The organism is Mesorhizobium sp. C416B (assembly GCF_030323165.1).
Classification (GTDB): domain Bacteria; phylum Pseudomonadota; class Alphaproteobacteria; order Rhizobiales; family Rhizobiaceae; genus Mesorhizobium.
Genome location: NZ_CP100471.1, coordinates 5,923,541 through 5,944,137 on the forward strand (window position 1 = coordinate 5,923,541; position 20,597 = coordinate 5,944,137).

20 protein-coding genes are annotated in these 20,597 nt (G+C 63.9%); 11 read left to right on the forward strand and 9 right to left on the reverse strand.

Translation table 11 applies throughout. The annotated features are described in order from the left end of the window. Positions 1-37: 37 nt before the first annotated feature. Positions 38-949, reverse strand: coding sequence for a polysaccharide deacetylase family protein (locus NLY43_RS28745; protein WP_023712086.1), 912 nt, complete (start codon positions 947-949; stop codon positions 38-40). Between the two features lie 344 nt (positions 950-1,293). Between NLY43_RS28745 and NLY43_RS28750 the strand changes: the two genes are divergently transcribed. Continuing rightward, entirely contained in the window at positions 1,294-2,538 is a 1,245-nt protein-coding gene (locus NLY43_RS28750) for a DegT/DnrJ/EryC1/StrS family aminotransferase (protein WP_023673061.1), read from the forward strand. A 19-nt stretch (positions 2,539-2,557) separates the two neighbouring features. Here the strand turns inward: NLY43_RS28750 and mocR are convergent, their stop codons facing one another. The 4 genes from mocR to NLY43_RS28770 form a co-directional block, all read right to left on the reverse strand. Beyond that, positions 2,558-4,024 (reverse strand): rhizopine catabolism transcriptional regulator MocR, encoded by a 1,467-nt coding sequence (gene mocR, locus NLY43_RS28755; RefSeq protein ID WP_023673062.1) that lies wholly within the window; start codon positions 4,022-4,024, stop codon positions 2,558-2,560. A 1-nt stretch (position 4,025) separates the two neighbouring features. Continuing rightward, a complete protein-coding gene (locus tag NLY43_RS28760) occupies positions 4,026-4,232 on the reverse strand; it encodes a LacI family DNA-binding transcriptional regulator (protein ID WP_023673063.1) in 207 nt (68 codons plus the stop codon). 214 nt (positions 4,233-4,446) lie between these two features. Continuing rightward, the gene (iolE, locus tag NLY43_RS28765) at positions 4,447-5,358 is read right to left on the reverse strand and encodes a myo-inosose-2 dehydratase (RefSeq protein ID WP_023673064.1); all 912 of its coding nucleotides are present in this window, start codon (positions 5,356-5,358) and stop codon (positions 4,447-4,449) included. A 208-nt stretch (positions 5,359-5,566) separates the two neighbouring features. Then, positions 5,567-5,854, reverse strand: coding sequence for a DUF3175 domain-containing protein (locus NLY43_RS28770; protein ID WP_023673065.1), 288 nt, complete (start codon positions 5,852-5,854; stop codon positions 5,567-5,569). Positions 5,855-6,085: 231 nt separating this feature from the next. Between NLY43_RS28770 and NLY43_RS28775 the strand changes: the two genes are divergently transcribed. The 7 genes from NLY43_RS28775 (at position 6,086) to NLY43_RS28805 (ending at position 14,068) form a co-directional block, all read left to right on the forward strand. Beyond that, a complete protein-coding gene (locus NLY43_RS28775) occupies positions 6,086-7,258 on the forward strand; it encodes an MFS transporter (protein WP_050587434.1) in 1,173 nt (390 codons plus the stop codon). 159 nt (positions 7,259-7,417) lie between these two features. Beyond that, positions 7,418-8,446 (forward strand): HTH-type transcriptional regulator GntR, encoded by a 1,029-nt coding sequence (gntR, locus tag NLY43_RS28780; RefSeq protein ID WP_023712085.1) that lies wholly within the window; start codon positions 7,418-7,420, stop codon positions 8,444-8,446. A gap of 321 nt (positions 8,447-8,767) precedes the next feature. Then, the gene (locus NLY43_RS28785; protein ID WP_023682221.1) at positions 8,768-9,892 is read left to right on the forward strand and encodes a sugar ABC transporter substrate-binding protein; all 1,125 of its coding nucleotides are present in this window, start codon (positions 8,768-8,770) and stop codon (positions 9,890-9,892) included. Positions 9,893-9,985: 93 nt separating this feature from the next. Beyond that, complete coding sequence (locus NLY43_RS28790) at positions 9,986-11,551, forward strand: sugar ABC transporter ATP-binding protein (RefSeq protein WP_023712084.1); 1,566 nt, start codon at positions 9,986-9,988, stop codon at positions 11,549-11,551. Continuing rightward, on the forward strand, positions 11,548-12,528 hold the full coding sequence (locus NLY43_RS28795; protein ID WP_023712083.1) for an ABC transporter permease: 981 nt from the start codon (positions 11,548-11,550) through the stop codon (positions 12,526-12,528). Before NLY43_RS28790 ends, NLY43_RS28795 begins: the two co-directional genes overlap by 4 nt. Continuing rightward, positions 12,525-13,511, forward strand: coding sequence for an ABC transporter permease (locus NLY43_RS28800; protein WP_023673071.1), 987 nt, complete (start codon positions 12,525-12,527; stop codon positions 13,509-13,511). The genes NLY43_RS28795 and NLY43_RS28800 overlap by 4 nt, the downstream gene beginning before the upstream one ends. 2 nt (positions 13,512-13,513) lie before the next feature. Next, the gene (locus tag NLY43_RS28805; protein WP_023673072.1) at positions 13,514-14,068 is read left to right on the forward strand and encodes a gluconokinase; all 555 of its coding nucleotides are present in this window, start codon (positions 13,514-13,516) and stop codon (positions 14,066-14,068) included. Here NLY43_RS28805 and NLY43_RS28810 read toward each other — a convergent pair. Then, complete coding sequence (locus NLY43_RS28810; protein WP_023699660.1) at positions 14,063-15,208, reverse strand: hypothetical protein; 1,146 nt, start codon at positions 15,206-15,208, stop codon at positions 14,063-14,065. The two genes, NLY43_RS28805 and NLY43_RS28810, sit on opposite strands and share 6 nt — an antisense overlap. 113 nt (positions 15,209-15,321) lie before the next feature. On the opposite strand from NLY43_RS28810, the gene NLY43_RS28815 reads away from it, so the two are divergent. Continuing rightward, on the forward strand, positions 15,322-16,863 hold the full coding sequence (locus NLY43_RS28815) for an acyl--CoA ligase (protein WP_050587033.1): 1,542 nt from the start codon (positions 15,322-15,324) through the stop codon (positions 16,861-16,863). Positions 16,864-16,928: 65 nt separating this feature from the next. On the opposite strand, the gene NLY43_RS28820 is transcribed toward NLY43_RS28815, so the two are convergent. Together NLY43_RS28820 and NLY43_RS28825 are read right to left on the reverse strand one after the other, a co-directional pair. Further along, a complete protein-coding gene (locus NLY43_RS28820) occupies positions 16,929-17,378 on the reverse strand; it encodes an RrF2 family transcriptional regulator (protein ID WP_023673075.1) in 450 nt (149 codons plus the stop codon). Positions 17,379-17,637: 259 nt separating this feature from the next. Next, entirely contained in the window at positions 17,638-18,624 is a 987-nt protein-coding gene (locus tag NLY43_RS28825; protein ID WP_023690805.1) for a sulfate ABC transporter substrate-binding protein, read from the reverse strand. A 240-nt stretch (positions 18,625-18,864) separates the two neighbouring features. Here NLY43_RS28825 and NLY43_RS28830 point away from each other — a divergent pair, with 240 nt between their 5' ends. Both NLY43_RS28830 and NLY43_RS28835 read left to right on the forward strand, forming a co-directional pair. Further along, positions 18,865-19,137, forward strand: coding sequence for an AbrB/MazE/SpoVT family DNA-binding domain-containing protein (locus NLY43_RS28830; RefSeq protein WP_023690806.1), 273 nt, complete (start codon positions 18,865-18,867; stop codon positions 19,135-19,137). Beyond that, complete coding sequence (locus NLY43_RS28835) at positions 19,137-19,535, forward strand: type II toxin-antitoxin system VapC family toxin (protein WP_023712079.1); 399 nt, start codon at positions 19,137-19,139, stop codon at positions 19,533-19,535. Before NLY43_RS28830 ends, NLY43_RS28835 begins: the two co-directional genes overlap by 1 nt. A 14-nt stretch (positions 19,536-19,549) precedes the next feature. Here NLY43_RS28835 and NLY43_RS28840 read toward each other — a convergent pair whose 3' ends face one another. Beyond that, positions 19,550-20,590: a sulfate/molybdate ABC transporter ATP-binding protein gene (locus tag NLY43_RS28840; protein WP_023673079.1), complete on the reverse strand. Its 1,041-nt coding sequence runs from the start codon at positions 20,588-20,590 to the stop codon at positions 19,550-19,552. Positions 20,591-20,597 lie beyond the last annotated feature (7 nt).

Consider the following 20,597-nt stretch of genomic DNA (forward strand, 5'->3'; position numbering starts at 1 on the left):
CCAAATCCCTCTTTGCGCTGTTGGCCGACGGATCGGCTTACGGCGCTGACCGGGTGGCCGCTTTGCGGGCCTTTGCCGGTGTCGATGCCCCGAGCCGTGCACGCAGTTCCTCGCGCAACGGCTTCATGCCGATGATGTCGATGTCCTGCGCGCCGAGCCAGTCGCGAAAAGCCTGGTCGCGGAAGAGTTCATATTCCTCGGTGCGGATATAGGCGGAGCGCGGCTCGATCAGTTCGAGCTCGCCCGGCGCGTTGAAGTGCAGGCAAAAGAAGGTCAGGCCTTCGCGCACCCCTTCGACCAATGCCTTGTAGGCGGGCTTTATCGGCTTGGAGCGTGGACGGCCCCAGGTCGTCTGAATGGCGGCGTCGAAGATGACAAAGCCCTTGGCGCGGGCTTCAGTGACGCCGCGCTGGAACGCCGCTTCGGTGACGCCGACGAGATTGTCATTGGGCGAATAGGCCGACAGCGTTTTGGTCAACAGCACCGGCAGCCGATATTCCAGGCCGAGCTTGATGTAGACGTCGCAAAACTCGGGCGACAGCGCTGCTCCCATATGGGCGTCAAGATGAGTGACGTCGATGCCGGCGCGGTAGGCGGTGTCGATCTGGGCGCGAAGCTCGGTTTCCACCGCTTGCGGTGCTGCCTTGCGGCGGGTGGTCGCGACATCGGGCCAGAAATAGCCGAACTCGTCCGTCAGGCCGGCCGCACGCGACGGCGACGTCAGCGGCCGCCATTTGTAGTGCTGCTTTTCGCTGTTCAGCGTCAGGTGGACGCCGAGATCGAGCCGGGGATCGGCGGCTGCCGCTTCGGCCATCTCAGGGAACCATGGGCACGGCACCATCACGGCGCCGGAGCTGCAGGCGCCCAGTGCGGTCAGTTCGAGGAAGGCACTGTTGGCGCCATGGCACATGCCGACATCGTCTTCATGCAGGACGAGCTGTCGCGTCATGGATGGCCACCGTCTTGCCGGCCACCATCTTGCCGGCACGCCGGTTTCGAGGGTCTTCCAAAGTGTGTCCCGTGCTGCATGGAACCGACCGTTTGCCCAACTGGACGCGATGGAACGCCCAATGCCGGCTTTCCGACAGGGCCACTTCGACGAATTCGGATGGGTACGATTTTTCCGCGGGCCTGCATTCTGAAATGTCGATTTCATTCGATATGCCCACATTCGGCGTCAAACCCGGCCATCAAGCAACCGGGATGGCTTGGTCAGATCGCAGCGGAGTGGTTCTTTCAAACAGCGGCCGCAGGCGTACTGCTTTCATACCATCAGCGATGTGGAGACTTGCCATGTACACTGCCGGCGAAGAAGAGATCGAAGCCATTGCCAGGGTGATCCGCTCGGGTGCGCTGTTTCGCTATGGCGAGAACAGCGAGTGCAACCGCTTCGAGGCCCGCTATGCCAGGCATCTCGGCGTCGAGCATTTTGCGCTGGCCGCCAGCGGCACCTATGGGCTCGCCGCCGGCCTGATCGGCCTCGGCATCGGCCCGGGCGATGAGGTGCTGGTGCCGGCGCACACCTATATGGCGACCGCAACGGCAGTGCTGTCGGTCGGCGCCATTCCGGTCATTGTCGACATCGACGAGAGCCTGACCATTGACCCGGCCGCTCTGCGCGACGCCATCGGCCCGCGCACCAAGGCGGTCATCCCGGTGCATATGTGGGGTGCGGCCTGCAACATGAACGCGATCATGGATATCGCTAAAAAACGCGGTCTGCTCGTGCTGGAAGATGTCTGCCAGGGCATTGGCGGCGGCTATGAGGGCAAGAAGCTCGGCTCCATCGGCCATGCCGGCGCCTACTCCTTCAACTACTTCAAGAACATCACGTCGGGCGAGGGCGGCGGCATCGCCACCAGCGATCCGAAAGTGGCCGAGCGCGCGCGCTGCGCCATCGACCCCTGCCACTTCTACTGGCAGGGCCGCAGCGACAGCATCAAGCCGTTCGCCGGCATCGGGGCGCGCGCCTCGGAACTGATGGGTGCAATGCTCAATGTCCAGCTCGACCGTCTGGACGGCATCATCGAGGCGATGCGGGCGGAGAAGAAGAAGGTGCTGGCCGGCACGCGCCATCTCGGCAATCTCGGCCTGACGCCGTCGCCGATGAACAGCCCCGACGACGATTGCGCGGCACAGGTAATGTATCTGCTGCCCAGCGAACAGGCGGCGCAGACTTTTTCGAAGACCATTCCGAGCGTCATTGCCGGCAAGACCGGCCGCCACAATTTCACCCAGTGGGACCAGGTGCTGATGCATGAGGGCGCGCATCATCCGGCGCTCAATCCGTACACGCTGCCGGAAAACAAGGGCCTGCGGCTGACCTATGCCGACGACCTCGGCAAGGGTTCTCTCGACATCCTCAACCGCACGGTGATGATCGCGATGAATCCGGCGCATGGCGACGCCGACATCGACGACATGATCCATAACATCGATGCGGCGGCCCGTGTGGCGCTGGAGAATGCCTCGCTGGACGATGTCGAGGTGCGCAAGGCAGCACCGGTGGACCTGCAGAAATTCGACAGCGTGAATTGAAGAGCCGCGTTGGACCGGCTTATTGCCGGTCCAGTCGCATAAAGGCGGCGCGCAGCGCCAGCACTGCGCGCAGGATCTGGCGTTCGTCCATCGCGGCATAGCCGAGCAGCAGGCCGTGTTCCGGCTCGCTCGAATGGTAGTTGATCGAGATGCCCTGCACGTCGAGGCCCTCCTTGACGGCAGCGGCGACGACGTCGCTGTCCTTGTAGGGTCGGATAAAACTGGCCAGCAGCTGCATGCCGGAATCGTTCTCGGTCACAGTCAGCCATTCGGCCAGATGCTCCTGGCACAGTTTTACGAAATTGGCCTGCCGGCGCGCATAGAGCCGGCGCATACGCTTCAGATGCGTGGCGAAATAGCCTTGCGTGATGAAGTCGTTGACCGTCGCCTGCAGGATCAGCGGCGCGAACTGGCCGGTGATCGAGACGGCGCGGTCGAAGGGGACCGACAGTTCGCGCGGCACGATGAGATAGCCGATGCGGAGCGCCGGGATCAGCGTCTTGCCGAAGGAGCCGATATAGACGACCCGGTCGGCGTGATCGAGGCCGCGCAGCGCCGGTACCGGCCGGCCACGGTACCGGTACTCGCCGTCATAATCATCCTCGACGATCCAGGCGCCGTGGCGCTCGGCGATGTCGAGCAGCTGCAGCCGTTCCTCGATGCGCATGATGGTGCCGAACGGCCACTGGCAGGATGGCGTCACATAGATCAGGCGCGGCGGCGGCAGCTCTGGGTCTGCGAGATGCCATCCAAGGCGATCGACCTTCAAGGGCGCAAGCTGCGCGCCGCTGGCGAGAAAGGCGCTCTTGGCGCCGAGATAGCCGGGCTCCTCCATCCAGACATGGTCGCCTTCGTCCATCAGCACGCGCGAAGCGAGGTCGAGTGCTGCCTGCGCGCCGGTGACGATGATGACCTGGTCGGCGGTGCAATTGATGCCGCGCGACAGGCTTATGGTCGAGGCGATGGCCTGGCGCAGGCCGGGATGGCCGGCAAAGGAGATATAGCCGAGCAAATTCTCATCGCGGCTGCGCGCATTGCGCACCAGAAGGCTCGACCAGATGGTGAAGGGAAAGGATGCCGATTCCGGCACGCCCGGATGGAAGTTGATGACGCCGGCATTGCGTGGCGGCTGCGGGCCGTTGACGATGGTCTGACCGCGCCGCGAGAGTTTTTGCGGGGCGGCGAGGCCGGCGCGCAGCGCGGCCGGCGGGCGTTTCTGCTGGATCGGCGCCACCCAGGTGCCGGACCCGGCGCGCGCCTCTATAAACCCTTCGGCGAGCAGCTGGTCGTAGGCGGCGATCACCGTGTTGCGGCCGACCTTGAGATCCTCGGCCAGCGAGCGTGTCGAAGGAAGCAGCGTGTTCTGCTGGATCTGGCCGTCGAGGATGAAGCGCCGCAAGGCGCCGTAGATCTGCCGGTGCATCGGTTCGTCCGAGCCGCGGTCGACCGACATGATGTCGAGGGAAAGGCGCATATGGTCGGCCAAGCTAGTCTCCGACCAACCTGGCGGCGCGGGCGATCTTCTCTTCGTTAAGCAGGCAGACAGTCTCCAGCACCAGCCGTCTGGTTTCGGGACGGACCTCGCGGCTGTTCTTCAGCGCGCGGTGAACGGTTGCCGCGCCGAGTTCCGCCTTCTCGGCGATCTCACGGATGGTGCAAAGCCGTTCCATGCCGAGTGCCGCCTCGAATGCCATGTCGCTCCTCCATCTGCATCAAGGCATGCCTCGTCCCCAGCCTCAAGCTGGAAACGCCGGGCCGGCAACTCGGGGGCAAAAATTTCGATGCCAAGAACTGTGCGATCCGCGCCGCCAAGGGAGGGCGGCGGCGCGGATCGCCGGGCGCTTTCGCGTCGCTACCCCTACCGAGGCGCGCGCCCAACCGGCCCAACCACCAGCCCCCCGGCGGTGGTTAGGCCATGTCTCGTATTGCCACGTCGAACCCGGCCGCGCAGGCCGTTTTGAGAAGCGAAGCGTAACCTTTCGTGGCATAGGTCAAGGGGTGTGCCTTGGCCGGATCCTGCTCGGCCTCGACGACGATCCAGCCTTCGAAGCCATGGCTGGCCAGAGGCTGCAGCAGCGACAGGAAATCGACGGAGCCATCGCCGGGCACGGTGAAGATTCCTTCCATCACTGCCGCCATGAAACTCATGTCCTCGCGCCGTGCCTTCTCCAGCACGGCCGCGCGGACGTCCTTGCAATGGAAATGCACGATGCGGTCGAGATGCCGGTTCAGGAGGGAGGCCGGGTCGCCGCCTGAGAACAGACAATGGCCGGTATCGAACAGCAGGCCGACGCTCTTGCCGGTTGCGGCCATCAGCCTGTCGACCTCGTCATCGCTCTCGACGATCGTGCCCATATGGTGATGGAAAGCCATGCCGACGCCGAAGGCAGCCATGCGGTCGGCGAGTTCGGTCAGCTTCTCGCCATAGGCGGTCCATTCGCCGTCAGCGAGGCGCGGACGCTGTGAGATCGGCGCGAAAATGCCGTCATGACGGCCGCGCGAGGTGTCGGCATAGACGACGACCTTGGCGCCGAGGTCGCGCAGCAGGGTCAGATGCGAGGTGAGGGCGGCGAATTCCTCGTCGACCGTGCGGTCCAGAATGCGGCCGTCATACCAGCCGGAGACGAGTTCCAGTCCGTAAGAAGACAGGATCGGTCCAAGCTCGTCGCTTCGCCTGGGGAATTTGCCGCCGAGTTCGGTGCCGCGATAGCCGGCCTGCCTGGTTTCCGACAGGCATGTCGCGAGCGGCGTATCGCCGCCGAGTGCGGGAACATCGTCATTGCTCCAGGTGATGGGATTGATGCCGATCTTGACCGTCATGCCGCTACTTCAAAGGGCTCGGGGAAACACAAAGCCGAGGCCGGCAAACTGAGGGGAAAGAGGACCTGTCACTAGGTCCAGTTGAGGTGAATTTGGCAGAGCCAATCGGGAGCGCTAAAGCGCGTCCCGTTTGAACGGACTAAGTCGACGCGCTTAGGTCTTTGCATGTCGTTGTCTCAAAACCGGCGCCACTTTTGAGCGACATGCATTAATCCTGCTGCGGCCTTCCGAAGGCCGCGCGCAGTTCGTCCTTGGCGTCCTCGAGCACTTTCCGGCGCGCCTGCGGCAGGTTCTTGCCGGCGCGGTTGATGTAGAAATTCAGCATCGACATGGCCGACTGAAACGGCTCGGCCTTGCGGCGGTCGCTGTGCTCGGCCGAGCGCTTGAGCGAGGCCGCGATCTTCCTGGCGTCGTCGGCTTCGAAGATGTGGTCCTCGAGGTCCATCGCATCGCTGTGCTCGGTCACCTCGGCCGACCATTTCTTTTTCGCGGTCATGACAAACTCCTTCCTGTCGCAAAAACTCGAGCAGGCCGCCGCCGGTTCCCGAGAAAGCCGCCGGGCCGCTGGAGCCACGGATCATGGCCCTGTGGCGCTGCCCGTCGCGGTGAATGCGCCGATAGTGGCGACACAACGGTCGACTTCCCAGGACCGTAGACAGGAAACGCCTTGACCCCGATCGTCGCCAATCAGGCGGATAGCCCCGGCATCGACAGCAGCTACGCCTGGATGCGGCTTGCCATCTCCATGCTGCTGGCGACGATCGGTGCGGTCGGCATGTGGGCCGTCGTCGTCGTGCTGCCGGCCGTGCAGGCCGAGTTCGGCGTTGACCGCGCCGCGGCATCGATGCCCTACACCGCAACCATGGTCGGCTTCGCCGCCGGCAATGTGCTGGTTGGCCGCGCGGTCGATCGCATGGGGTATTGGATCCCGGCACTGCTATCCTCGGTGGCTCTCGCCGCCGGCCTGCTGCTCGCCGCGCTGTCGACCTCTATCCTGCAATTCACCCTTGCCCAGGGCGTGCTGATTGGTGTCGGCACATCGGTGATCTTCGGGCCGCTGATCGCCGACATCTCGCACTGGTTCAACCGTCGGCGCGGCGTCGCCGTCACAGCTGCGGCGGCTGGCAACTATCTCGCCGGAGCGCTCTGGCCAACCATCATGCCGACACTGATCAAGGCGGAAGGCTGGCGCTTCACCTATGCCGGCATCGGTGTCTTCTGCCTGGTCACCATGGTGCCACTGGTGCTGTTGTTGCGGCGCGCTGCTCCGGCGGCGGCTGCCGCCGGTTCGCCCGGAAGCCGGCCAGTGCAGTCAATTTCGCTGTCGCCGGCGGCGTTACAGGTGCTGCTGATCGTTGCCGGTCTCGGCTGCTGCGTGGCGATGTCGATGCCGCAGGTGCACATCGTCGCCTATTGCATGGATCTTGGCTACGGCATTGCGCATGGCGCCGACATGCTGTCGATCATGATGGCGGCGGGCGTCGTCAGCCGGCTCGCCTCCGGCTTTGTCGCCGACCGCATCGGCGGCGTGAAAACCCTGCTTATCGGTTCCGTGCTGCAATGCCTGTCGCTTTTGTTTTACATCCCGTTCGACGGGCTTGCCTCGCTCTATGTCGTGTCGCTGGTGTTCGGCCTGTCGCAAGGCGGCATCGTGCCTTGCTATGCCATCATCGTGCGCGAATACCTGCCCGCCAGGGAGGCCGGCCAGCGTATCGGCATCGTCATGATGGCGACCATCTTCGGCATGGCGATCGGTGGCTGGATGTCGGGCTGGATCTACGACCTGACCGGCTCTTACGCCGCCGCGTTCCTCAACGGGATCGCGTGGAACTTGCTGAACATAGTGGCCATCGGGCTGCTGCTGTGGAAAGCAAAACGCAGTGCTGCCCTGATGGCTTAGGAAGGCAGGATTGCCCTGTTGCTTGACAAGGGCGATTGGCTGCGCGACGCCAGCAGGCGAGTGGGTGCGGCAGCAGCCGGTTGGCATGGTGGCAGTGGAAAAGCTGAACATGGTTTCGCAAGGGCGCAGCGGCCGGGGCCCGGCACGTGGAGGATGTCCATGACCAAGCCGCGCTCGCGTCGCGGGGGCGGCCGCCCGACCCTATCAGATGTGGCGCGCAAGGCCGGCGTCGGCGCCATTACCGTGTCGCGGGCGCTGCGCGAACCGGAACGCGTCAGCCAGGATCTGCGGCGCCAGATCCAGGCCGCCGTCGACGAACTCGGTTATGTCCCGGATCCCAATGCACGGGCACTGGCCTCGGCGCGCGCCGATGTGTTCGGCGTGCTGGTGCCGTCGCTGACCAACAACGTCTTCGCAGAAGTGGTGCGCGGCATCTATGACAGCCTGTCGGACGGCCCGTTCCGCGTCCAGCTCGGCAACACCCATTATTCCGGCCTCGAGGAGGAGCGCCTGCTGCAGGTGTTCGCACCGCAGCGCCCGGCGGCGCTGATCGTGGCCGGCATCGACCAGACGCCGACCTCGCGAAAGCTGCTGGAGAGCGCGGGCTGCCCGGTGGTGCAGGTGATGGAGACCGGGCCCGATCCGGTCGACATGCTGGTCGGCTTCTCGCATTTCGACGGCGGCCGCACCGCGACCGAGCATCTGATCGAGGCGGGCTGCCGGCGGATCGGCTTCATCGGCGCACGCATGGACCCGCGCTCGCAGCGGCGGCTTGCCGGCTATCGCGCGGCAATGGAGAAGGCCGGCCTGTTCGACCCGCGGCTCGTCACCACCACTCCGCTACTGTCCAGCGTGACGCTCGGCCGCGAGCTGCTTCGCGATGCGCTGGCCAAGATGCCGGCGCTCGACGGCGTCTTCTGCAACAATGACGACATCGCGCTCGGCGTTTTGTTCGAATGCCATAGCGCCGCGCTCAACGTGCCGAAAACAATCGGCATTGTCGGCTTCAACGACCTCGAAATGATGCAGGCGGCGTTCCCGCCGCTCACCAGTATCCGCACCCCTCGCTATGAAATCGGCCGTCGGTCTGTCGCCATGGCGCTGGCGGCGATCGCAGGACGAAGGCCTGAGCAGCGGGTCGTCGATCTCGGTTTCGAACTCAAGCCCCGCGAGAGCACCGCACGCTGAACACGCTTTGGCTGCCTCAGCAAATGGTGCTTTACACAACGTCATGGTAGCGCTACCATTTTCGTCGGGCAGACGTTTTGATGAAAGGCCGCCCCTGTTTATTATACATAAGCAACAGCTCATGCTTGTTTATTATGTATAATATGCTAGTTTCGTTTCTCGCCTGTGAAGCGGCGAGGGGGAGGGGATCGGGCCGGCTTCGGGCCCTTGAGACGTGGCGCCGGCCAGGCTGGAGGGCCTTCGGCGTGGAAAACACACCACGACAAACAGCATCAAATAAACAAGCAGCCGCAAATAAAACTACAACTGGGAGGAATATCTATGATCAAGTCACTTGTTGGTGGCATCGTTGCCGCCACTGCATTCGTCATGCTGAGTTCGTCGGCCATGGCCGACCCGGAAGTTGTCAAGGGACCGTCGGCTGAGCCGGATTGCTTTGCGCCCTGGGCGGCTGATACGCAGTTCTTCAAGTTCCCCAAGAAAGACGGCCCATACCGCATCGCGCTCGCCAATGGCTATATCGCCAACACTTGGCGCATCCAGATGGTGCAGACCGCCAAGGCCTATGCGGCCCAGCCGGAGGTCGCCGCGAAACTGAAGGAATTCAAGGTCGTCTCGACCGGCGAGGACGTGCCGGCTCAGATTTCGGCGATCAACAACTTCATCGATTCCGGCTATGACGCGATCGTCGTCAACGCCCAGAACCCGACCGCTTTCGGGCCGGTCATCAAGCGCGCCAAGGAAGCTGGCGTCATCCTCGTCGCCTTCGACAATATTCTCGATACCAAGGACGCCATCAACGTCAATGTCGATCAGAAGGGCCTTGGCGAATTGTGGGGCAAATGGCTGGTCGGCCATGTGCCGAATGGCGGCAAGGTGCTCGAAGTGCGCGGCGTTGCCGGAACTTCCGTGGACACCGACCGTCACAACGGCATCCATGAAGCGCTCGATGCCTCCGGCAAGAAATGGGACGTCACCGAGGTGGTCGGCAAATGGGACGACGGCGTGGCACAGAAGGCCACGGCCGACGCCATTGCCACCAACGGTCCGTTCGACGGTATCACCGGGCAAGGCGGCGACACCGGCATCGTGCAGGCGATGATCGATGCCAAGCATGCTTTCGTGCCGTTCGGCGGCGAGACCGAGAACGGTTTCCGCAAGTTCTGCGCGGCACATGCCGGCGACGGGCTGAAATGCTCATCGGCCGGCACCGGTCCGGCGCAGGTCGCGGTCGCCATCAAGACGGCGATTGCCGCGCTCGAAGGCAACGTCGTGCCGCAAGCGGTGAAGCTGCCGCTGGCGATCGTCGAGGATCCGAACTTCAAGGCCGGTCAGGATTTCTTCCCCGACCAGTCCGACAATTTCTTCGTCGGCAATTCCTTCCCGACCTGCGGCATCAATTTCACCGCGCAGGAAATTATGGGTCAGACCAAAGCTGACCAATAGGGCTGACCAATAGGCGGCATATCCGGCGCCGCGGGATCTCCGCGGCGCCGGCCACTCGATATCCCTTGAAGTCAAACTGCCTCGGGAGGGCCGATGGACGGTGCGGTTCCGCTCTTCCGGATGGAAGGCATATCCAAGCGCTATGGTGGTGTGCGGGCGCTGGAAAAGGCCGAGCTTTCGGTCTCGTCCGGTAGCATCCACGCCATTCTCGGCGAAAACGGCGCCGGCAAATCGACGCTGATCAAGGTCATGGCGGGCGTCGTCGCGCCCGACGAAGGCCGCATGATGCTGAACGGCAGCGAGGTGACGTTCGCTTCGCCTGCTGCTGCAAACAAGTCCGGCATCGTCTGCATCTTCCAGGAGCTGTCGCTGGTTCCCGAACTCAGCGTTGCCGACAACATCGTCATCTCCGATCCGCCGAAGCGTTTCGGCATGATCGACCGCAAGGCGCAGCGCCGCATTGCCGAGGATGCGCTGGCACGCGCAGGTGCGGCCGACATCCATCCATTGGCGCTGGTCAAGGATCTTCCGCTTTCAAGAAGACAGATGGTCGAGATTGCCAAGGCATTGGCCAGGAAGCCGCGCATCCTGATCCTCGACGAGGCGACCTCGGCGCTGACCGCGACGGACGTCGCCAGGATATTCAGCGTGCTCAAGCGGTTGCGCTCGGAAGGGCTGGCGCTGCTTTACATTTCGCACCGCATGAACGAGATCGCCGAGCTTGCCGACCACTGCACGGTGTTTCGCAACGGCCGCAATGTCGCCAGCTACAAGGCAGGCACAAAGAGCGACAACGAAGTCGTCGAACTGATGATCGGGCGCGAATACAGCCATATTTTCCCGCCGAAACCCGCGCGCACCGCAGCCGCCGCCGTTCCCGTGCTGGAGGCGCGCAAGCTGTCCTGGACGGACCGGCTGGACAATGTCTCGCTGACGGTCGGGGCAGGCGAGGTCGTCGGCCTTGGCGGCCTGGACGGCCAGGGCCAGCGCGAATTGCTGCTTGCCTTTTTCGGTGTGCTGCGCGGCCTCGGCGGCCAGATCCTTATCGACGGCAAGCCTGTTTCGATCGCCAGCCCCCAAGCGGCGCGCGACGACCGCATCGGCATGGCGCTGATCCCGGAGGACCGCAAGACCGAAGGCCTGATGCTGCCGATGACGGTGCGGGAGAACCTGTCCTTTGCCGCCCTAGACCGGCTGTCCAAGGCCGGCATCATCGACCGCGCCGCCGAACAGCGGCTGATCGACGACATGGTCGGGCTGCTGGCGATCAAGACGGCCGGCCTCGACATTCCGGTCGGTGCGCTGTCGGGGGGCAACCAGCAGAAGGTGGTCATCGCCAAATGGCTGATGCGCCAGCCGCGTATCATCCTGCTCAACGATCCGACGCGCGGCATCGACGTCGGCACCAAGCAGGAACTCTATCAACTGATGCGCAAGCTGGCGGATGCGGGGGCGGCGATCCTGTTCTATTCAACCGACTATGACGAACTGATCGGCTGCTGCGACCGCGTGCTGGTGCTCTATGACGGCGCGGTCAAGCGCGAGCTGGTCGGAGCCGAGATCACCGAGCGGGCGCTCATTGCAAGCGCGCTCAACATCCAGGGCGATGACGCCGGCGCAAGGGACGATGCCGGCGCAAGACAGGGAGCGGACGCGTGAAAGAGTGGCGCTACTGGCTGGCCGAGCAGCGCGGAACACTGATGGCACTCGGCATATTCATTGTCATGTTCGTCATCTACACCTCGAACCATCCGGCGGGCTTCACCGCCAATGTCGTGCAGACGGCGTCCAACAAGGGCGTGCTGCTCGCCTTCGTCGCCATGGCGCAGACACTGGTCGTGATCACCGCCGGCATCGACCTCTCCGTCGGCATGATCTTCACGCTGACCAATTGCCTCGCCTCCTGGGTGGTCATCGGCACCGGCCTCGAGACCGCTTTCGGCGTCATCGCCGTGCTCGGCACCGGGCTCCTTTGCGGGGCGATCAACGGCGCCATCGTCATCTACGGCCGCCTGCAGCCGATCGTCGCCACGATCGCCACGGGTGCGGTCTATTTCGGCATCGCGCTGCTGCTCAGGCCGTTTCCCGGTGGTTCGGTCAACGAAGGTCTCGCCGACGCGCTGACCGGACGCCTGTTCGGCGTGGTGCCGGCGAGCCTGGTCGTGCTGCTCGCCGTCGTGCTCGTGGTCTGGGTGCCGTTCAGCCGCTCGGTGCTCGGGCGCGCGGCCTATGCGGCCGGGTCCTCGGAGACGGCGGCCTACATGTCCGGTGTGCCGATAAGGCGCGGCAAGTTCGCTGCCTACGCGCTCGCAGGCCTGTTGGCCGCGATCGGCGGACTGTTCCTGACCTTCTTCACCTATACCGGCGATGCAGCCTATGCCAGCGGCAACGCCTATACGCTGTTTTCGATTGCCGCGGTGGTGCTGGGCGGCGTCTCGCTGTTCGGCGGCAAAGGCAGCGCCATCGGCGCCATCTTCGGCGCCTTGGCCTTCCGCACCATCGGCGACCTGTTGTTCGTGTTCGATTTCGACCCGCTATGGCAGCCACTGTTCCAGGGCGTTATCCTGCTGGTTGCGGTCAGCCTCGGCGCCTTCGCACTGTTTCGGGTCCGCAACCGGCTGGAGTGGTTCCTGTGAGCGAAACGACGTTGGGCGGCATAGCCGGCCGCATGCCGAAATTCATCCGCCGCGCCGATCCGGCGGTGCTGACGGCCTTCGCCTGCATCGTGCTGTTGCTGTTCCTAGGCAGCCTCTATTCCAGGAGCTTTCTGTCGCCTGAATATCTCTTGCAGCAGCTCAAGGTGGCCTCGTTCCTCGGCGTCATCGCCACAGGCATGATGCTGGTCATCCTGCTAGGCCAGATCGACCTGTCGGTGCCGTGGGCGGTGGCGGCGGGCGCGATGATGGCGTGTGCGGCTGCGGCCTATGGCCCGATCGGTGTGGCGCTGGCCATCCCGTTCGGCATCTTCTGCGGGGTGCTGATCGGCATCGTCAACGGCTTTGGCGTCGCCTATCTGCGCATACCCTCGATGATCATCACGCTCGCCACCAACGCTGTCGCGCAAGGGCTCATGGTCGTTTATACCGGCGGCTACTCGCCACAGGATTCGGCCACCGGCGCCATGCGCTATCTTGCGACAGGTTTTACCATTCCTGGCGTGCCTAACGCCGTCATCATCTGGGCGCTGATTGGCGCTGCGATGGTGTTCGTGCTGTCCCGCACCAGCTTCGGCCGCACCGTCTACGGCATCGGCAACCGCGAGCGTGCCGCCTATCTCTCCGGCATCGATACAAGGCGCGTGGTGATGATCGCCTTCGCTATCTCAGGCGGGCTGTCCGCCTTTGGCGGGGTGCTTCTCGCCGGCTATGCCTCCAAGGCGGCGCAATCGATGGGCGATGCCTATCTCTTGCCGTCGATCGCCGCCGTGGTTCTGGGCGGCACCTCGATCCTGGGTGGCCGCGGCTCCTATCTCGGCACCGTCGCCGGTGTCATCCTGATCACGCTCCTGCAGTCCATCCTTTCGGTCATGCAGATGCCGGAGGCGGGGCGGCAGATCGTCTATGGCCTGGTCATCGTTGCCATGCTCCTGCTCTACGGCCGCGCGCCGGCAAGCCGCTGACCGTGGACGAAAAGACCGCAAAGGCGCCAATGGGCGCTACCGGCTCAGTGCCTCGGGCCATTGTGGTGATGGGCGTCGCCGGCTGCGGAAAATCGGCTGTCGGCAAGGCATTGGCAGCAGAGGAAGGGGCCGTCTTTGTCGAAGGCGACAGGCTGCACCCGCCCGAAAACGTCGCCCGCATGGCGAGCGGCGAGCCGCTCACAGATCAACTGCGTGAGGGCTGGCTCGATGCCATCGGCGAGCGGATCGCCGACCTGACCGGCAGCGGCCAAAGCGTGGTTGCCGCCTGCTCGGCGCTGAAGCGCAGCTACCGCGATCGTCTGCGTGGCTTCCGCCGGGATATCGATTTCATCTATCTGAAGATCGATCCCGCAACCGCCAAGCAGCGTGTCGCCAACCGCAAGGGCCATTTCATGCCGGCAAGCCTGGTCGAAAGCCAGTTCGCCATCCTTGAGCCGCCTGGCGCCGACGAGCGGGCGCTGACGGCCGACGCCACACTTCCAGTGGCTGAGATCGTCACCGCCGTTGCCAGCCTGCTGGCCGGCGCAAAATCATGAACCACCCTCGTCGGGCAAGGCGGTTTCCGGCCGTTCGGTGAACCGGTCGGCGCCGGACCAGACCATCATTTGCTCGGGATAGAGTTTCAGCGCCTCCAGCAAGCGGTCGCGCTTGAGCAATATGTACTCGGCCTGCAGCGCCATGTTCTTGGCGCCGGCTCTGGCCGCGCGCTCGCCGGCCTCTGCCGGGGCCGGCACCAGTTCGGGACTTAGGACGGCGCGGTATTGGCGGAACGGATCGGTCTCGAAGGTCGACATGGAAAACAGCGCCGCCTTGCCTCTGGCAGCGAAATTCGTCGGCGCCGAGGCGAGGTGAGTCCAGCCGCTCTCGCCAAGGCCGACTTCGGTGAATGTCGAGCCGGCATGCACGGTGTTGGTCACCAATACGACGCCTTTGTTGCCAAGGATCTTCTGGATCCGGCCGGTGACCTGGTAGGCGTCGCTGCGGTCGAACACGATCCGGCTTTTCAGGAAACGGTTCTCGACCCGAACCATCGGCGGGTTCAGGAAGCGCAAGCCGAAGGTCGAATCGGATATGCCGTGAGCCCTGACGCTGAGCTGGTGTGTCTCGATGCCGGCCTCATGGAGAGCGCGTTTGCCGATGATGGTCTGTGCCGTGAACTGATCGCACCAGATGATAGCGCCGTGGCCGCGCTTCAGCGCCGCTTGCAGGCCTTCCAGGCCCTCCAGCCGGATATCAGGTGACCAGCGGCGGCCGATGAGATGCGCGGCAAGCAGCAAACGCCGGCGGTGGTTGGCGCAGAGCAAGGCCCTGAACTGCCTTTGCGCATCGATGCCATTGCCGAGCACGGCGCGCGTCGCGGCGGCGTAGCGCACGAAATCCTTGCGGATATGGCGCTTGAGGCGCAGCCCCGATACGCGGCTGCAGACCGCGGCCCACCAATCGACCGGCAGCGATGCCGCGACGCCGATGTAGAAGGCGGCCAGCAGCAGCTCGCGGAGATCCCTGTTGTTGAAGGTGCGCAACTTGCCGGCGCGGACCTGCTTGCGGCTGAAGAAGCGGACATGCTCGGCGCGTTCGGGCACCAGGATGTCGGCGATGATTTCCGTATGATAAATGACGGCGGAAGATGGTGTCCGGTCGGCTTTCCGGGATTTTCCCAACCACGGCAGCCTCATCCGATCGGTGTCCACCTGTTCTTGCGTGCGTCCGGAAATCGCTTTACTGCGTCTGCCACGGGCGCGCAATCGGCGCCGGCAAGGCCATGGTGAACGCCATTCAGGGTTCGAACTTGAAACAGGCCCTATCGGTAGCACTTCCCCAACTGGCGCCCTGGCGGCCGGCTGCGGTGGCGCTGATGGCGCCGGACCGGCCGTCCCTGAGCTTTGCCGGCCTCGCCAATCTTGTCGACAAGCTCTGCGGCGATCTCGCCAGGCGTGGCGTTGCCCGCGGCACGGCCGTCGGCATCGTCTTGCCCAACGGCCCGGAAATGGCGGCCTGTTTCCTGGCGGTCTCGGCGTTGGCGACGGCGGCGCCGCTCAATCCGGCTTACGGCGAAGACGAATTCCGCTTCTATCTCGGCGATCTCGATGTGAAGCTGCTGCTGTGCGGACAAGGCATGGGCGATGCCGCGCGCAACGCCGCAAAGGGGCTCGGCATTGCGGTGCTCGACGTCGTCGTGACCGACGGCGCCAAGGCCGGCGAGTTTCTGCTGGCGGGCGACGCCGAGGTGGAGGCTGCCAGCGAGGCTCGCCTCGACGATATGCAGTTCAACGGACCCGACGATTTCGCGCTTGTCCTGCACACATCGGGAACCACGGCGCGACCGAAGATCGTCGGCTTGCGGCAGCGCAATCTGCAGGCATCGATGGCCAACATCGCCAGCACCCTGGCGCTGTCGGCAAACGATATGTGTCTCAACGTGATGCCGCTGTTCCACATTCACGGGCTGATGGCGGCGCTCAGCGCACAGCTGGCAGTCGGCGGCGCTGTTGTCTGCACGCCGGGCTTCAACCCGCTCAAATTCTACGGCTGGCTGGGCGATTTCCGGCCGAGCTGGTACAGCGCGGTGCCGACCATGCATCAGGCGATCCTGGCGCGCGCCGCCCGCAATGGCGAAACCATCGCGGCTGCGCGGCTGCGCTTCATCCGCTCGTCTTCGGCAGCGCTTCCCGACACCGTGTTCCGCGACCTCGAGCGCGTCTTCGGCTGTCCGGTGGTCGAGGCCTATGGCATGACCGAGGCGGCGCACCAGATGACATCCAACGGCCTGCCGCCGGCACGCCGCAAGCCAGGCTCTGTCGGCCTGCCTGCGGGTCCGCAGGTGACGATCCTGGACGACAAGGGGACGATCCTGCCGGCGGGTGAAAAGGGCGAGATCGCGGTGCGCGGCGCCAACATCCATGATGGCTATCTCGACAATCCGGTGGCCAATGAAGCTGCCTTCAGCGATGGCTGGTTCCGCACCGGCGACCAGGGCCTCATCGACGAGGATGGCGATCTGAAGATCACCGGGCGGCTGAAGGAGATCATCAATCGCGGCGGCGAAAAGATCTCGCCGCTCGAGGTCGACAATGTGCTGCTCGATCATCCGCTGGTGGCGCAGGCGGTGACCTTCGCCGTGCCGCACGCCATGCTCGGCGAAGAGGTGGGTGCGGCCATCGTGCTGGCCGAGGGCGCCACCGCCGATGCCGAGCAGATTCGTGATTTCGCGCGCAGCCGGATCGTCGAGTTCAAGGTGCCGCGCCACATCCTGTTTCTCCAGGAGATACCCAAGGGTCCCACCGGCAAAATCCAGCGCGTCGGCCTGGCCGGCAAGCTCGGCCTGGTCTGAAGACTCTCATTTCAGCATGATCTTGTCCGAAAACCGGTTCGCACTTTTCGGGACCATGCTCTAATTTAGATCTGCGATGTCAGCTCGACCGGAAAATCATCATTGTCGGCGTCGCGCATGGCGGCGAGGCTGCGATTGTCCAGCACTTCGGCGATCGCCTGGCGCACTTCCAGCATCATGTGCCGGACTTGGCAGGTCGCCTCGTCGCAATCCTCGCAGCGCTGGTATTGCGTGCGGCTGGCGCAGGGTATGGGAGCGAGCGGGCCGTCCAGCACGCGCACGACGTGGCCGATCTTGATTTCGGAAGCCGGCCGGGCGAGGCGATAACCGCCTTCCTTGCCCTTGCGACTGAGGACGAAACCGGCATTGCGCAGCTCGCCCAGAATGGCATCCAGGAATTTCTTCGGGATGTTGTTGGCGATCGCGATGTCGTTGACGAATGCAAGCTGGCCGACCGGCAGGCCGGAAAGATGCACGAGGGCCTTGAGGCCGTATTTGCCTTTTTTGGTAAGCATGCCCGCTTCAGTTCATGAAAACCCCAACCACCCGCATCTGGCGGTTGTTTGTGTGCAAATCATGACGTTTCGCCTGAACAGCCCGGTTTCGCGTAGAACAAGCCGCCCGATTGCACGTTGGGCACAAAGACGTTGATTCTTTGTAACGTTTTTCACCGATCGCGACAGATTCCGCCTGAAGCCGTTTGTCGGCGCGCGAAAACGAAAAAGCCGGCAAAGCGCCGGCTTTCTTGTGAGGTGAGGTCGAACGCTGCTGACATCAGCGGCTGCCATAGGTCTGGTCGAGCAGACCGCCGGCGGCGAAGTGCTCCTTCTGTACCTTGTCCCAGCCGCCAAAGACGTCTTCCACCGTCAGCAGGCGGACATCGGGGAAGTCGGCCTTGTATTTTGCCGCGACTTCAGCGTTGCGGGCACGCAGGCCATTTTCAGCCGCGATGGTCTGGCCCTCGGGCGTGTAGAGGAAGTCGAGATAGGTCTTGGCGAGGTCACGGCTGCCGTGCTCGTCGGCGACCTTGTCGACGATCGCCACCGGGAATTCGGCGAGCAGGCTGACCGTTGGCGTGACCTGTTCGAACTTGTCGTTGCCATACTCCTTGCGGATGCCGCGCGTTTCCGACTCAAAGGTGATCAGCACGTCGCCGATCTCGCGCTGCACGAAGGTGGTGGTGGCGGCGCGCCCGCCGGTGTCGAAGATCGGCACGTTGTTGAACAGCTTGGTGACGAACTCCTTCACCTTGGCGTCGTCTCCCTTGAAGGCTTCCTTGGCGTAGGCGGTTGCGGCCAGATAGGTGTAGCGCGCATTGCCCGAGGTCTTGGGGTTGGGGAAGATCACCTGCACGTCGTCGCGCACGAGGTCGTTCCAGTCCTTGATGTGCTTGGGGTTGCCCGCGCGGACGAGAAAGGATGGGAGCGAATAGAAGGGCGAGGCGTTGTCGGGGAAATCCTTCTGCCAGTCGGCGGCGACGAGGCCTTTCTTGACCAGAAAGTCGATGTCGGTGACCTGGTTGAAGGTGACGACATCGGCGCCGAGGCCTTCGGCAATGGCGCGCGCCTGCGCCGAGGTGCCGGCGTGCGACTGGTCGACGGTGACGCCCGGATGGCCGGCGACGAAAGCCTTGTTCACCTGGGCGAACAATTCGCGGCCGACATCATAGGAAGCGTTGAGCAATTTGTCGGCCGACCAGGCCTGCGAACAAGCGAGGATCAGGCCGGCGACAGTGGCGACGCTGAGGAAAAATCGCTTCATGAAAACAGGCTCCGATGTGCAATGCGTTGCCAGAACATAGCCGGGCCGGAGGGTGTACTGCGAGGCACACGGGGCAGACGTATGGCGTTGCAGCGAAAAAGAAATCGCTGAAGCAGGTTATCGGCGAAATTTCATTCCAGCCGAAATGCCGATGCGTTGGGGTTTTCTGTGGTTTGCAATTCGAGGCCGAGTGGCATATACAAATGGCATATACAAGTGGAACAGACAGGGGAGGCTGCCATGCCGCAGCACCGTCACTCAATACCACCGTCCAGGGAGGCGAAGTTGTTTCGCAACAACCGCAGTCAGGCGGTTCGCATCCCTGTCGAATTCGAGCTGCCTGGCGAGAAGGTCCTGATCAGCCGCGATGGCGACCGGCTGATCATCGAGCCGGTCCGTCAACCAGGCCTCACCGCCTTGCTCACCCAATGGGCGAAAGAGCCGCCGCTTGGTCCTGAAGACGACTTTCCCGAGATCCATGATGCGCCCGTGGGGCCTGAGGATATCTTTTGATGCGGTTCATGCTGGACACCAACATTCTCAGCGACATGATCCGAAACCCTACCGGCAAGGCTGCCAGTGCGGCGGTTCGCGCGGGAGACGGTGCCCTGTGCACCAGCATCGTTGTCGCCTCGGAGCTGCGTTATGGCTGCGCCCGCACGAGATCGGCCAAGCTGCTCGCCAAGGTCGAGCAATTGCTCGCCGAGGTTCCTGTGTTGCCGCTCGATGTGCCGATGGATAACGAATACGGAGCACTTCGTGCCGAGCTGGAGGCCAGAGGCCAGCCAATCGGCCACAATGATCTTTTCATTGCTGCCCATGCCTGTGTGTTGGGGACGACACTGGTGACGGCCAACACCGCTGAGTTCCGTCGGATCAAGGGCCTGACGGTCGAGAACTGGCTGGAGTAGCGCCGGATCGATGTCTATGCCGCCGGGAAAAGCTTCCAGCGCCTCGGCCTGAACGCCACCCGGCTCTTCTGCGCCGCAGGATGGTCCACAGGCAGTTCGATCTCGACGCGCTGGCGCTCGCCGCCGATTTCCAGTTCGACGCGTCTTGTGCCGGCGACGCGGCGGCTGGCGGCGACCGTGCCGGCGATGCAGCCGCTGCAGCCGTCGAGCAGTTCGATATCGTGCGGGCGGAAGTACAGCGTCGCATCGCCCTCGGGTGCGTGCGGCGCCGACACGCCGATCGGACGGTCGGCGAGCCAGATCTCGCCATTCTCAACCTTGACCGGCAGCATGCTCGATTCGCCGATGAAGGAGTAGACGAAGGGCGAGTTCGGCGTGTCGTAGATCTCGTCGGCGGAGCCGACCTGCTCGATGCGCCCCTGGCTCATCACCACGACGCGGTCGGCAAGCTCGAGCGCCTCTTCCTGGTCGTGGGTGACGAAGACGGTGGTGTGGCCGGTACGGTCATGGATCTCGCGCAGCCAGCGGCGCAGTTCCCGGCGCACCTGCGCATCGAGCGCGCCGAACGGCTCGTCAAGCAACAGCACCTTGGGCTCGATGGCCATGGCCCGGGCGAGCGCCACGCGCTGGCGCTGGCCACCCGAAAGTTGCGCCGGATAGCGCTTTTCCAGGCCGGAAAGCTGAACGAGATCGAGCAGTTCGGAGGCGCGTCGGCGGATTTCGGCCGCCGGTGGTCGCGACGGTCCATGCCGCACCTTGAGGCCGAAGCCGATATTGTCGGCGACCGTCATGTGCCGGAAGAGCGCATAGTGCTGGAAGACGAAGCCGACATTGCGCTCCTGGATCGAGCGGTGCGAGGCGTCCTCGTCGCCGAAGAAGATCTTTCCGCGCGTCGGCCGCTCCAGGCCGGCGATAAGCCTCAGCAGCGTCGTCTTGCCGGAGCCGGATGGCCCAAGCAGCGCGATCAGCTCACCCGACTTGATGTCAAGCGATACGTCATGGAGGGCCGGAAACCGGTCAAACTCCTTGCGTACGTTGGCAACGCGAACTTCCATCAAATGT

Excerpts from the sequence above, each read along its gene's own strand:
- NLY43_RS28810 (WP_023699660.1), bottom strand. The coding sequence starts at position 15,208 with ATGAGGCTGCCGTGGTTGGGAAAATCCCGGAAAGCCGACCGGACACCA.
- gntR (WP_023712085.1), top strand. The coding sequence starts at position 7,418 with ATGACCAAGCCGCGCTCGCGTCGCGGGGGCGGCCGCCCGACCCTATCA.
- NLY43_RS28750 (WP_023673061.1), top strand. The coding sequence starts at position 1,294 with ATGTACACTGCCGGCGAAGAAGAGATCGAAGCCATTGCCAGGGTGATC.
- NLY43_RS28785 (WP_023682221.1), top strand. The coding sequence starts at position 8,768 with ATGATCAAGTCACTTGTTGGTGGCATCGTTGCCGCCACTGCATTCGTC.
- NLY43_RS28770 (WP_023673065.1), bottom strand. The coding sequence starts at position 5,854 with ATGACCGCGAAAAAGAAATGGTCGGCCGAGGTGACCGAGCACAGCGAT.
- iolE (WP_023673064.1), bottom strand. The coding sequence starts at position 5,358 with ATGACGGTCAAGATCGGCATCAATCCCATCACCTGGAGCAATGACGAT.
- NLY43_RS28790 (WP_023712084.1), top strand. The coding sequence starts at position 9,986 with ATGGACGGTGCGGTTCCGCTCTTCCGGATGGAAGGCATATCCAAGCGC.
- NLY43_RS28775 (WP_050587434.1), top strand. The coding sequence starts at position 6,086 with ATGCGGCTTGCCATCTCCATGCTGCTGGCGACGATCGGTGCGGTCGGC.
- NLY43_RS28745 (WP_023712086.1), bottom strand. The coding sequence starts at position 949 with ATGACGCGACAGCTCGTCCTGCATGAAGACGATGTCGGCATGTGCCAT.
- NLY43_RS28760 (WP_023673063.1), bottom strand. The coding sequence starts at position 4,232 with ATGGCATTCGAGGCGGCACTCGGCATGGAACGGCTTTGCACCATCCGT.
- NLY43_RS28820 (WP_023673075.1), bottom strand. The coding sequence starts at position 17,378 with ATGCTTACCAAAAAAGGCAAATACGGCCTCAAGGCCCTCGTGCATCTT.
- NLY43_RS28830 (WP_023690806.1), top strand. The coding sequence starts at position 18,865 with ATGCCGCAGCACCGTCACTCAATACCACCGTCCAGGGAGGCGAAGTTG.
- NLY43_RS28840 (WP_023673079.1), bottom strand. The coding sequence starts at position 20,590 with ATGGAAGTTCGCGTTGCCAACGTACGCAAGGAGTTTGACCGGTTTCCG.
- NLY43_RS28825 (WP_023690805.1), bottom strand. The coding sequence starts at position 18,624 with ATGAAGCGATTTTTCCTCAGCGTCGCCACTGTCGCCGGCCTGATCCTC.
- NLY43_RS28835 (WP_023712079.1), top strand. The coding sequence starts at position 19,137 with ATGCGGTTCATGCTGGACACCAACATTCTCAGCGACATGATCCGAAAC.